General features: G+C 73.2%; 12 protein-coding genes. 5 read left to right on the forward strand and 7 right to left on the reverse strand.

The features are described from left to right. Positions 1-83: 83 nt before the first annotated feature. Complete coding sequence (locus ACWGKQ_RS50310; RefSeq protein ID WP_453298847.1) at positions 84-899, reverse strand: VOC family protein; 816 nt, start codon at positions 897-899, stop codon at positions 84-86. 126 nt (positions 900-1,025) lie between these two features. Between ACWGKQ_RS50310 and ACWGKQ_RS50315 the strand changes: the two genes are divergently transcribed. Beyond that, positions 1,026-1,343 (forward strand): ANTAR domain-containing protein, encoded by a 318-nt coding sequence (locus tag ACWGKQ_RS50315; RefSeq protein WP_453298848.1) that lies wholly within the window; start codon positions 1,026-1,028, stop codon positions 1,341-1,343. 3 nt (positions 1,344-1,346) lie between these two features. Here ACWGKQ_RS50315 and ACWGKQ_RS50320 read toward each other — a convergent pair whose 3' ends face one another. Next, the gene (locus tag ACWGKQ_RS50320; protein WP_453298849.1) at positions 1,347-2,144 is read right to left on the reverse strand and encodes an RNA polymerase sigma factor SigF; all 798 of its coding nucleotides are present in this window, start codon (positions 2,142-2,144) and stop codon (positions 1,347-1,349) included. A gap of 308 nt (positions 2,145-2,452) precedes the next feature. Between ACWGKQ_RS50320 and ACWGKQ_RS50325 the strand changes: the two genes are divergently transcribed. The 4 genes from ACWGKQ_RS50325 to ACWGKQ_RS50340 all read left to right on the forward strand — a co-directional run bounded on the left by ACWGKQ_RS50325 (position 2,453) and on the right by ACWGKQ_RS50340 (position 5,284). After that, on the forward strand, positions 2,453-2,908 hold the full coding sequence (locus ACWGKQ_RS50325; protein ID WP_453298850.1) for a MarR family winged helix-turn-helix transcriptional regulator: 456 nt from the start codon (positions 2,453-2,455) through the stop codon (positions 2,906-2,908). Then, the gene (locus tag ACWGKQ_RS50330) at positions 2,905-3,744 is read left to right on the forward strand and encodes an ABC transporter ATP-binding protein (RefSeq protein ID WP_453298851.1); all 840 of its coding nucleotides are present in this window, start codon (positions 2,905-2,907) and stop codon (positions 3,742-3,744) included. Before ACWGKQ_RS50325 ends, ACWGKQ_RS50330 begins: the two co-directional genes overlap by 4 nt. Next, complete coding sequence (locus ACWGKQ_RS50335; protein WP_453298852.1) at positions 3,704-4,555, forward strand: ABC transporter permease; 852 nt, start codon at positions 3,704-3,706, stop codon at positions 4,553-4,555. Before ACWGKQ_RS50330 ends, ACWGKQ_RS50335 begins: the two co-directional genes overlap by 41 nt. A gap of 198 nt (positions 4,556-4,753) precedes the next feature. Then, the gene (locus tag ACWGKQ_RS50340) at positions 4,754-5,284 is read left to right on the forward strand and encodes a hypothetical protein (protein ID WP_453298853.1); all 531 of its coding nucleotides are present in this window, start codon (positions 4,754-4,756) and stop codon (positions 5,282-5,284) included. Between the two features lie 170 nt (positions 5,285-5,454). Here the strand turns inward: ACWGKQ_RS50340 and hemC are convergent, their stop codons facing one another. The 5 genes from hemC to ACWGKQ_RS50365 all read right to left on the reverse strand — a co-directional run bounded on the left by hemC (position 5,455) and on the right by ACWGKQ_RS50365 (position 11,691). Further along, on the reverse strand, positions 5,455-6,390 hold the full coding sequence (hemC, locus tag ACWGKQ_RS50345) for a hydroxymethylbilane synthase (protein WP_453298854.1): 936 nt from the start codon (positions 6,388-6,390) through the stop codon (positions 5,455-5,457). Positions 6,391-6,494: 104 nt separating this feature from the next. Next, a complete protein-coding gene (locus ACWGKQ_RS50350; protein WP_453298861.1) occupies positions 6,495-7,451 on the reverse strand; it encodes an ATP-dependent DNA ligase in 957 nt (318 codons plus the stop codon). Positions 7,452-7,544: 93 nt separating this feature from the next. Continuing rightward, the gene (locus ACWGKQ_RS50355) at positions 7,545-8,231 is read right to left on the reverse strand and encodes a response regulator transcription factor (RefSeq protein WP_453298855.1); all 687 of its coding nucleotides are present in this window, start codon (positions 8,229-8,231) and stop codon (positions 7,545-7,547) included. After that, positions 8,228-9,448: a sensor histidine kinase gene (locus ACWGKQ_RS50360; protein WP_453298856.1), complete on the reverse strand. Its 1,221-nt coding sequence runs from the start codon at positions 9,446-9,448 to the stop codon at positions 8,228-8,230. Before ACWGKQ_RS50360 ends, ACWGKQ_RS50355 begins: the two co-directional genes overlap by 4 nt. After that, the gene (locus tag ACWGKQ_RS50365) at positions 9,445-11,691 is read right to left on the reverse strand and encodes an MMPL family transporter (protein WP_453298857.1); all 2,247 of its coding nucleotides are present in this window, start codon (positions 11,689-11,691) and stop codon (positions 9,445-9,447) included. The genes ACWGKQ_RS50360 and ACWGKQ_RS50365 overlap by 4 nt, the downstream gene beginning before the upstream one ends. Positions 11,692-12,084 lie beyond the last annotated feature (393 nt).

The raw sequence follows: 12,084 nt of genomic DNA on the forward strand, positions 1-12,084 counted from the left end.
AAAAGAAGGGGCGCTGCAGTGCGCCCCTTCAGGGGCGCGGGGAACTGCGCGAGCAACCCCCACGCACCCGCGGCCGACGACCACTATCGCGCCCCGCGGGCCGTCGTCACCGTGAACTGGGCCCCGTCCGGATCCCGGAGGATCGCCTCGGTGTCCTCCTCGCTCAGCACGCTGCCGCCGTGCTTCTCGGCGGCCCGTGCGCACTCGGCGACGTCGGTGACCGCGAAGTGGATCTGCCAGTGCGGCCGTACCGACGGGTCGGGGGCCGCCTCCACCGCCCCCGAGTCGATGCGGGCCACCGCATCGCCCCGGCTGCGCAGCACGACCTCGCCGCCCACGTACTCGACCTCGCAGCAGCCCGGTTTGTCGGAGGCCCAGCCGAGGACCTCGCCGTAGAACATCGCCGAGTCGAAGGCGTTGCGGGTGTGCAGCCGGATGAAGGTCGGGGCGGCGCGCCGCCAGGTCTCCCAGTTGGAGACGAGTTCCCCTTCCCAGATACCGAAGACGGCGCCGTCCCGGTCGGCGATCAACGCCGCCCGGCCGGGCGGGAAGGACAGCGGCCCCACCGCGGGGGTGCCGCCGCGCTCGCGCGCCCGGGCCACCGCCTCGTCCGCGTCGGGCACCGCGAAGTACGGGGTCCAGGCCACCGCCATCTGCCACATCGCGGCGACCGCGGCGATGCCGGCCACCGGCACCCCGTCCGCCAGCGCGATCCGGAAGTGGTCGCCGAGCCGGACACTGCGCCATCGCCAGCCGAGCACGGCGCTGTAGAAGTCCTCGGTCGTCTGGAGGTCGCGGCTGGTCAGGCTCACCCAGCACGGGGCACCGAAGACCGAGTGCGTGGAGATCACCGCTCGCTTCTTCTGCACCGGTCGGGGGGCAGGCGTGTCGTCGTTCATGGCACTCGCGTCCTGGTGTCGGGGCCGGCGGGGGACCGGTCTGCCACCAGTCTCCAACCGGAAGCGGCGGGAACGCCTGCCGAGTACCCCGGTGGCACGGCGCCGAACGAGTGACACGATGAGTGGATGGACGAGAGTGAGCCGGACCGGATCCTCCACCTTCAGGAAGAGGTCGACCAGCTCAAGGAAGCCGTCGCCTCCCATGCCGTGGTGGACCAGGCCATCGGGATGGTGGTCGCGCTCGGCCGGGTGACGCCCGACGAGGGCTGGGAGGTGCTCCGGGAGGTCTCCCAGCACACCAACATCAAGCTGCGCGACGTCGCGGAGCTGATCCTGGTCTGGGGGCGCACCGGCGAGATGCCGGACGAGATCCGCACGGAGCTGGGGGAGGCGCTGGAGCGGTACGGCCCGACGCAGGTCCCCGGCGCCCCGCCCGCCGGGTGAGCCTCAGCGGGTCTCGGTCTCGGCCAGCAGTTCCTCGCGCAGCCGGTCGAAACAGGCGCTGAGCAGGCGGGACACATGCATCTGGGAGATGCCCAGCTGATCGGCGATCCGGCTCTGCGTCATGCCGCAGAAGAACCGGAGATAGAGGATGAGCCGGTCACGCTCGGGCAGCCCCTGCAGGCAGGGTTCCGCGGCGGTGCGGTCGACGATCAGGTCGTAGCCGGGGTCGGGACTGCCCAGGGTGTCGCCCAGCGCGTAGCCGTCGGCGCCGGGCACCTCGGCGTCCAGCGACAGCGCCGAGTAGCAGTCCAGTGCCTCCATCCCGGCCCGCACCTCGCTCTCGGTGAGCTGGGCCCGCGCGGCGATCTCGGCGACGGTGGGGGCGTGCCCCGTGGTCGTCTGGTCCAGTTCCTTGAGGGCGGCACGGACCCGGTTGCGCAGCTCCTGGACCCGGCGCGGCACGTGCAGAGTCCACATGTGGTCCCGGAAGTGGCGTTTGATCTCGCCGGTGATGGTCGGCACGGCGTAGGCCTCGAAGGCCCGGCCGCGTGCCGGGTCGTAGTGGTCGACGGCCTTGACCAGCCCCAGCGCGGCGACCTGGTAGAGATCCTCCAGGGTCTCGCCGCGGCCGCGGAACCGCACGGCGATCCGCTCGGCCATGGGCAGCCACAGCTCGACCAGCTCGTCCCGGAGCGCCCGGCGCTCCGGGCCCGCGGGCAGCTCGGCCAGTCGCAGGAAGTCCCGGGCCGTGTCCGGGGCGTCGTCGTGCGGATGGGGCTTGGGTGTGCAGGTGGCGCGCATCGCACGCACCTCCCTCAGCGGGTGCTGGTGGACGGACACCGTGGGAGGAACGCGCTCGGACCCTCGGGAGGACACGGGGCGGTCGGCGAAAGCCGGCTCCCACGCACGTGCCTCCGGTCCGAAGCACTGGACTGCGGATGCCCCATATGGGGCACAGGCAAACAATTCACTCAAAAAGGTGACATAGCTCTCATTCTTCTGTCAATCTCCCCCCTGGCTCCCCCTCGACTCCTCCTCGGCTCGTCCCGGCCCCTCCCTTGACCGTCCCTTGGGGGAGATATCTCTGTAGCAGAGGTAATCTTCCAGGTGTGGAATCGGAGACCTTTCCGGAAGAACTCGCCGACGCGTTGGTCGGCATCCAGCGGCTGATCCGCCGCCGGTTGCGGCGCGGGCTCAGCCGGCCGCGGCTGCGCGGCGCCGAGGTGGAGCTGCTGCGGCTGGTCGAGTCCCGGCCCGGGATCGGCATCTCGGACGCCGCCAAGGAGCTGTACCTGGCGAGCAACTCGGTGTCGACCCTGGCCAACCAGCTCGTCAGGGACGGCTTCATGCGCCGGGAGACCGACCCGGCCGACCGGCGGGCCGCCCGGCTGCTGCTGACCGAGGATGCCGAGAAACGGCTCGCCGACTGGCACCGCCGCCGCGCCGAACTCGTCGCCGGCCAGGTCGCCCGGCTGGACGAGGCGGACCGGGAGACGCTGAGAGCGGCACTGCCCGCGCTGCGCAGGCTGGCCGACACCCTGCACGAGGAGGCCGAGGAATCATGACGCCGGACACCACGCCGGACACCCCCGCAGTCGCCTGCACCGGACTCTCGTACTCCTTCGGGGACACCAGGGCCGTCGACGGACTCGACCTGAACGTCGGCGAGGGCGAGGTCTTCGGGCTGCTGGGCCCCAACGGCGCGGGCAAGACCACCGCCATCCGCTGCATCACCACCCTGCTGCCCGTCCCCGCCGGGATGGTCCGCGTCTTCGGCCACGACACCGGCCGGGACCGGATGGCCGTACGCCGGCTGCTCGGCTACGTCCCGCAGCAGCTGTCCGCCGACAGCGGGCTCACCGGACGCGAGAACGTCGAGCTGTTCGCCCGCGTCTTCGACGTCCCCCGGCGCGAGCGGGCCGCACGGGTCGCCGAGGCGCTGGAGGTGGTGGACCTCGCCGACGCCGCCGACCGCCTCGCCGGTACCTACTCCGGTGGCATGGTCCGCCGCCTCGAACTGGCCCAGGCGCTGGTCAGCGCACCCCGGCTGCTGATCCTCGACGAGCCGACCATCGGCCTCGACCCGATCGCCCGAACCAGCGTGTGGGACCAGATCAACGCCGTGCGGGAAGCCACCGGCATGACCGTCCTGGTCACCACCCACTACATGGACGAGGCCGACCAGCACTGCCATCGGGTCGGCCTGATGCACCGCGGCCGGATCCGCGCCCTCGGCACCCCCGCCGAGCTCAGGCGCGGCCTCGCCGAACGCCAGGGCACCGACGCCCTGCCCACCCTCGAAGACGTCTTCCGCGACGTGGCCGGCAGCGGCCTCGACGACCAGTCAGGAGGTTTCCGCGATGTCCGAAGCACCCGCCGCACCGCGAACCGTGTCGGCTGAGCGCACGGGCACGTCCCTGCTGCTGACCCCGCCCCAGCCGCGCTCCGGATGGCGGCTGCTGCCCGCCCGGGTCGTCGCCATGTGCGCCGTGGAGCTCCAGAAGCTCCGCCATGACCGCACCGAGCTCTACACCCGGGCCATCCAGCCCGCCCTCTGGCTGCTGATCTTCGGCCAGACCTTCACCCGGATACGGGCGATACCCACCGGCGGCATCCCGTACATCGACTACCTCGCGCCCGGCATCATCGCCCAGTCCGCGATGTTCATCGCCATCTTCTACGGCATCCAGATCATCTGGGAGCGCGACGCCGGCATCCTCAACAAGCTCCTCGTCACCCCCACCCCACGCTCCGCCCTCATCACCGGCAAGGCGTTCGCGGCCGGGGTGAAGTCCCTGATCCAGGCCGTCGTGGTCATCGTCATCGCCGCGATCCTCGGTGTCTCGCTCACCTGGAACCCGCTGAAGCTGCTCGGGGTCGGGCTCGCCGTCGTCCTCGCCTCCGCGTTCTTCTCCTGCCTGTCGATGAGCATCGCCGGCATCGTCCTCAGCCGCGACCGGCTGATGGGCATCGGACAGGCGATCACCATGCCGCTGTTCTTCGGCTCCAACGCCCTCTACCCCGTGGCGATCATGCCGGGCTGGCTCCAGGTGGTCAGCAAGATCAACCCGCTGAGCTACCAGGTGGACGCCCTGCGCGGCCTGCTGCTCGGCACGCCCGCCCACCTCGGCCTCGACTTCGGCGTGCTGGCGGTCGCCGCCGCCCTCGGCGTCACCGCGGCCTCCTCGCTGCTCGGCCGCCTGGCCCGGTGATCCGGCGCGTACCCGGGACCCGCGTCGACGTGATGTGCGGCACGCGCCCGCCACCCGCCCGGACGCCCGGAGCGGGATAACCGCTGCGCAACGCTTGATCAGCGATCAAAGCGGGCGAACCCCCTGGCCACAGCGCATTCCGCTCATTTGACAGTGCGCTGAGCGCACAGATAAACAGCGTGGGTCGAGAGGGGCACTGTGTACGAGCCGAACGTGGTCGGGGACTGGCACGAGTACGACGAGCATGCCGGTCTGCGGGTCCGCGTCCACCGCCTGGAGGAGTCCGAGCCGCCTCGCGGCCGGGACGACGCCGCGGCCGGGCTGACGTACTTCAGTGCCCGGGTGACCATCGAGAACCGCGGCTCCCGTCACTTCAGCGTGCAACTGGAGGACGGCCAGATCGACGTCCGGGTCGGTCCCGACGGCGAGGGCGCGTTCATCGACTGGCGCAACTCCCAGTTCATCGAGGGTTTCGACGTCTACCCGCTGCGCCGCGCCACCGCCGTCCTCTACGCCGCCGGCTCGGAGGCCGCCCTGACCCAGGTGGACATCCAGGTCCACCTGCGCGTCGACGAGGAGTGGACGGAACGCCGGCTGTGGGCGGGCGGCATCGGCGTACTGGAGTCCACCACCGCCACGGCCTGCCAGACCGCCGGCCCGGGCAGCCTGTCCCACCAGGTGACAGCCTTCCTCAAGGACCAGACGGAACCGGGCCCCACCACATCCTGAGCGGCAGCGCCCCGAAGGCGCATCGCGGCCTTCCGATCGAGCGCCCAAACGGGTCCGGCGAAGTGCGCTGCGGTTCGGCAGCGCTCCGAAGGGGCGCGGGGAACTGCGCGAGCAACCCCCACGCACCCGCAGTCGAACGACGACACATCCCGGCCCTACCAGCGAAGCGCCTAGTGCGGGATACCGTCGATGATCTCCCGGGCGCCCTGCCGCAGCAGGGCCACGGCGACCGAGGTCCCGAGCGTCGCCGGGTCGAGGCGGCCCGCCCACTCGTGGGCGTTCAGCCGGGTCTTGCCGTCCGGGGTGAACACACAGGCGCGCAGCGACAGCTCACCGCCGCCGTCGACCCGGGCATAGCCGGCGATCGGGCTGTTGCAGTGGCCCTGGAGCACGTGCAGGAACATCCGCTCGGCGGTGGCCTCCCGGTAGGTGTCCGGGTCACCGAGCCCGCTGACCACGTCGATCAGCTCGGAGTCGCCCTCCCGGCACTGCAGCGCGAGGATGCCCGCGCCGATCGGCGGCATCATCGCCTCCGGGTCCAGTACCTCGGTGATCACGTCCGTGCGGTCGATCCGCTCCAGGCCCGACATCGCCACCAGCAGCGCGTCGGCCTCGCCGGCGGCCAGCTTCTCCAGCCGCCGGTTGACGTTGCCCCGGAAGGGCACGCACTCCAGATGCGGGTGGGTAGCCGACAGCTGGGCGACCCGGCGGACCGCGGAGGTGCCGACCCGGGTGCCCGGCGGCAGCTCGTCCAGGGTCAGCCCGCCCGGGTGGACGAGGGCGTCGCGGATGTCGTCCCGCTTCAGGAACGCCGCGAACACCGTCCCGGCGGGCAGCGGCCGGTCCGCGGGCACGTCCTTCACGCAGTGCACGGCGAGATCGGCCGCACCGGCCAGCAGCGCGGCGTCCACCTCCTTGGTGAACGCCCCCTTGCCCTCCACCAGGGACAGATCACCCAGCCACTTGTCACCGGTCGTCTTCACCGGCACGACCTCGGTGCGCACCTGCGGATACAGGGCGGCCAACTCGGCCCGGACACGGGCCACCTGAGCGAGCGCCATCGGCGAGTCGCGGGAGACGATACGGATCAACTCGGGTACCGACATGGGGACACGATAGACCTTCCCGCCGGCCACCGATTCCGACATCCTGTCGGCCGCAGCCCGGGCCATCCCCGGCCGCCGTCCGCCGTCCGGAGGTCGCCCGGCGGTCAGCCCGGGTCGTCCGGCAGGTCCGCCGCCGACTCCTCCGGTGCGAGGTCAGGGCGGAGCCGCAGCCAGGACGGCTGGCGCAGCAGCCCGGCCCGGGTCCGGGTGCTGTATCCGACCTCGCCGACCAGCCGGGGCAGCACCCAGCGGGCGCCCGGGACCGCCGGGACCGGGTCGAAGGGGCAGGAGTCGGTGCCGGCGGCCCGCAGCAGCGCGGCCAGTTCGGTCCGCTCCGCCTCGCTCCAGCCGGTGCCCACCCCGCCGACGTAGCGCAGCCGCCCGTCGGCGGACCGCTGGCCGACCAGCACCGCGCCCGGCAGCCCGGTGAGCCGCCCCTTGCCCGGCAGCCAGCCGCCGACGATCACGTCCTCGGCGTGCAGGTTCCGGATCTTGATCCAGGCGCGGGACCGCACCCCCGGCTCGTACCGCGAGTCGAGCCGTTTGCAGACCAGGCCCTCCAGACCGTGTTCCCGGGTGGCCCGCAGCGCCTCGGCGCCGTGCCCGACGACGGCCCCCGGCGTCGACCAGTACGGCCCCTGCAGGGCCAGGGACTCCAGGCGGGCCCGGCGGTCCGCGTAGGCCGTGGTGAGCAGCGGGTCCGCCAGGAGCAGCACGTCGAACAGCACCAGATGGACCGGGACCCGCGCCGCCATCCGGGCCGCCCGGGCCGGGGCGTGGGCCAGGCCCATCCGGCTCTGCAGCAACTGGAAGTCGGCACGCCCGTGTTCGTCGACGGCCAGCACCTCGCCGTCCAGGATCGTGGGGGTCCGGCCCAGTGCCTGTGCCAGCGGGCGCAGTTCGGGATAGGCGCCGGTGATCTCCTCGCCGGAACGGGCGCGCAGCACCATGCTGCCGTCGCCGGGCAGGTAGACGACCACCCGCTGGCCGTCCTGCTTGGTCTCGTAGGCCCACCGGGCGTCCTGCGCGGGGGACGGCAGCCTGCCCGGGGTGGCGAGCATGGGCGGGATCACGGGAAGGACGGTCACCCAGGAGATGTGGACCGGCCACGGCCGTCGCACGCGCCCCGCGGTGCCGGTTCCCCCGAACAGGCCTCAGGCGTCCGGTCCGGGCGGCGGGGGCTGCACCAGCCCCGACTGGTAGGCCATCACCACCAGTTGGGCCCGGTCCCGGGCGTCCAGCTTGGTCATCGCCCGGTGGACGTGGGTGCGCACGGTCAGCGGGGAGACGAAGAGCTTCCCGGCGATCTCCTCGTTGGAGCGGCCCTCGGCCGCCAGCGCCATGACCTCGCGCTCGCGCGCGGTGAGCACCCGCAGCTGCTCGGGGGCGGCGAGCCGGGCGCCGGGCGCGGGCGTGGCCAGGAACCGGGTGATGAGGGTGCGGGTCGCGGTGGGGGAGAGCAGCGACTCGCCGGCGGCCACCGTGCGGATCGCGGTCAGCAGCGCCTCGGCGGTCACGTCCTTGCCGAGGAAGCCGCTGGCCCCGGAGCGCAGCGCCTGGGCCACGTACTCGTCGACCTCGAAGGTGGTCAGGATCAGCACCCGTACGTCGGACAGCTCCGGGTCCGCGCAGACGGCGGCCGTGGCGGCGAGCCCGTCGGTGCCGGGCATCCGGATGTCCATCAGCACGATGTCCGGCCGGTGCTCGCGGGTGCGCGCGACCGCCTCGGCGCCGTCGGCGGCCTCGGCGACCACCTCCATGTCGGCGCAGGAGTCGATCAGGATCCGGAAGGTGGCCCGCAGCAGAGCCTGGTCGTCGGCGAGCAGCACGCGGATGGTCATGGTGTCCCTTGTTCTTCCGGTTCCGGGGCGCCGGGGGCGCCGGGGTACAGCGGCAGCCGGGTGGTGACTTCGTAGCCGCCGCCGTCCCGGTGCCCGGCGGCGAAGGCTCCGCCGACCGACTGGGCCCGCTCGCGCATCCCGATGAGCCCGAAGCCGTGCCCGGGGGCGGGCCCGGCCGGGGCGGTGGCGGTGCCGTCGTCGGTGATGGTGAGGGTCAGCCGGTCCGGGGCCCAGCCGATCCGGACGTACGCGGCCTTCGCCGAGGCGTGTTTGGTGACGTTGGTCAGCGCCTCCTGCACGATCCGGTACGCCGTCAGGTCCACGCCCGCCGTCAGCGGCCGCGGGCTGCCCTCGACGCTGACGTGCACGCTGAGCCCGGCGGACTCGCAGGCCTCGGTGAGTTCCGGCAGCCGGTCGAGGCCGGGGCTCGGCGCCAGCGGCAGATCCGGGTCGTCGGTCTGCCGCAGCAGTCCCACGGTGGCCTTCAGCTCGCGCAGCGCGGAGGCCGTCGTACCGGCGAGATCCCCGAGGATCCGGTGCGCCTGCTCGGGATGGGTGCGCGAGAGGTGGGCGGCCGTGCCGGCCTGGGCGTTGGCCAGCGCCAGATGGTGGGCGACCACGTCGTGCAGCTCCCGCGCGATCCGCATCCGCTCCTCCGCGACCCGGTGCCGGGCCTCCTCCTCCCGGCTGCGTTCCGCGTACTCGGCCCGCGCCTGCACGGCGTCCAGATACGCGGTCTGCAGCCGGACCGCGTTGCCGGCCACCACCGGCAGCAGCAGCCAGGCGGCCGGACTGATGGTCTCCAGCGGCCAGGGGATGCCCGCCGGGGCGATCACCATGGCGGCCGTCACCACCAGGGCGAGGCTCGCGAAGTAGTAGCGGCGCGCGGTGGGCCGGTCGGTGTCGACCGCCAGCCGGTACAGCGCGAGCATCAGCCCGCCCAGCAGCAGCGGGGTGGGCAGGTGCCCCAGCCCGGCGGCGGCCGCGGTGGCCGGCGCGGCGACGGCGACGACCGTGCGCGGCCGGCTGCGCTGCCAGAGCAGGGCACCGCAGCCGACGGCGGCGAGGGCGATGGTGAGGCCGACCGTGTGCGGCTGCTCCCCGGCGCTCATGGTGATCTCGCTGCCGAACAGGAACGCGGCGAACAGCAGCACCGCCGCCATGGTGTCGACGGTGCGGGTGTGTTCTTCGGCGTAGCGCCGCCAGGGGGTGCTCATCGGTCGCTCCGGTCGGTCTCCTGTGACCATGGTCGGTGATAGCGCGGGCGGGCCGGTTCCGGGGCGCTGTCGGCGGCCGGGTCGGGCACCGTACGGCCGAGCGCCTGGCCCTCGACGTCGACGGCGGGCAGCGCCCGGTCCAGCCATCGCGGCAGCCACCAGGCCGACCGGCCGAGCAGCGCCAGCACCGCGGGGACGATCGCCATCCGTACGACGAACGCGTCGAACAGGACGGCCGAGGCGAGCCCGAACCCGATCATCTTGATCATGGACTCGCCGGCGCCGATGAACCCGGAGAACACCGCCATCATGATCAGCGCGGCGGCCGTCACGACCCGTGCGCTGTACCGGAACCCGCTGACGACCGCCTGCCCCGGCCCGCTCCCGTGCACGTACGCCTCCCGCATCCGGGACACCAGGAACACCTCGTAGTCCATGGCGAGTCCGAAGACGATCCCCACCAGGAAGATCGGCATCAGGCTCATCACCGGCCCGGTGGACTCCACCCCCAGCAGAGCCGCGCCGTGACCCTGCTGGAAGACCAGGACGACCGCGCCCAGCGAGGCCAGCACCGACAGCAGGAAGCCGAGCGCCGCCTTCAGCGGGACCAGCACCGAGCGGAAGACGAGGAGCAGGAGCACGACGGCGAGCCCGACCACGACCAGCAGGTACGGCACCAGCGCGTCCTGCACCTTCTGGGCCACGTCGATGTTCACCGCCGTCGTACCCGTGACCAGGAAGGTCGCCCCGGTGCCCGCCTCCACGGCCGCACGCTCACCGCGGATGGCGTGCACGAGATCCTTGGTCCGCTCGTCGCTCGGACCGGTCGCCGGGACCGCCGAGAACACCGCGGTGTCGCCCGCCGCGTCGAACCGTGCCGCCGACACCGAGACCACGCCCTCGGTGTCCTCGATCCGCCGCGTGATCTTCGTGACCGCGCCCTTGACGTCCGTCGCCCCGGTGCCGTCGACGACGATCGTCAGCGGCCCGTTGAAGCCCGCACCGAAGCCTGCCGCCAGGTCGTCGTAGGCCCGGCGCTCGGTGGTGGACGTCGGCTTCACCTCGTCGCCCGGCATGCCCAGTTGCAGGTCCCGCACCGGCAGCGCGAGCGCGCCCAGGCCGACCACCCCGAGCAGCAGCACGGCCAGCGGACGGCGCAGCACGAACCGCGCCCAGCGGCTGCCGCCGTTGTTCTCCCCGGCCTCCTCGACCCGGCCGCTCCTGCGGGCCCGGCGCGCGAGCACCGCGTTCGGCCAGCAGCCGAGCAGTGCCGGGACCAGCGTCAGCGCGATCAGCACCGCCACGACCACCGCACCGGCGGCGGCCAGCCCCATCTTCGTCAGCATCGGGATGCCGACCACCGACAGCCCGGCCAGCGCGATGACCACGGTGAGCCCGGCGAAGACGACCGCCGAACCGGCCGTACCGGCGGCGAGGGCGGCCGCCTCCTGCGGGGCGTGGCCCTTGGCGCGCTCCTCGCGGTAGCGCGAGACGACGAACATCGCGTAGTCGATGCCGACGGCGAGGCCCAGCATGGTCGCCAGCGTGCCGGTGGTGGAGGAGAGGCCGAGCGCCTTGGCCAGGGCCAGGATCGAGGCCATGCCGATGCCGACGCCGATCACCGCGGTGAGCAGCGGCAGTCCGGCCGCCGCCAGGGAGCCGAAGGTGAGCAGCAGGACCAGGGCGGCGATCGCGATGCCGACCGCCTCGGCGGAGCCCCCTGCAGCGGGCTGGGTGGCGAGCGCGGTGCCGCCGGCCTCGACGGTCAGCCCCGAGTCGCGGGCCTGGCCGATCGCCTTCTCCAGGTGCTGCTTGGCCGCGTCGGTGAGGTCGTGCGCGGTCACCTTGAAGGTGATGTTCGCGTAGGCCGTCGTACCGTCCGCGCTGACCCCCTTCGCCGCGAACGGACTGACCGAGCTCGCCACCTGCGCGCCGTCGGCGGCCTCGCCGACCAGCCTCTCGATCGCCGCCCGGTTCGGGCCGGCGGTCACCTTCTCGCCCTTGGGGGCGACGAAGACGATCCGGGCGTTCGCGCCGTCCGCCGCCGAGCCCGGGAAGCGCTCGCCGAGCAGGTCGAAGGCGCGCTGGGACTCGATCCCCGGCATGGTCGAGGACGTGTCGGGGGCCTCGGGCGCCCGGACGGCGGCGAAGCCGACGGCGGCCAGCACGGCCACCCACAGCACGGCGACGAGCCGGCGCCGCCGGAAGGCCAGTCGGCCCAGTCGGTAGAGGAAATTAGCCACGGGACGGAGATCTCCACATCTGCTGTTCTCGGGGACCGGTCCAGACTCCCCGCGGCCACCCCGTGCCGTCGTCGTGCGGCTGCCGACAATCCCGGCTACTGAGTACGCAGTACACGCACCGGCCTCCGTCATCCCGGCGGCTGACAGCCTCCCGTCAGGAAGGGCGCACGCGGTGGGGGGGGGCGCCCCCCCCCGGCGAGGGCCCCCCCCCCCCCGGAAAACAGGCCCCCCCCAGGCTGCGATGAAGCCCTCGGCCGGGGGGGGGGCCCGGGGCGGGGCGGGGGGGCGGGCCCCCCCGACCCCCGCCCGCCCCCGGGGGGGCCGGGCCGCCCCCCCCCCCCCCGCCGCCGGCGCGGGCACCCGAACCACAACGCGGGGGGGGGGAAAGACCGG

This window comes from Streptomyces sp. NPDC054770, from assembly GCF_053611985.1.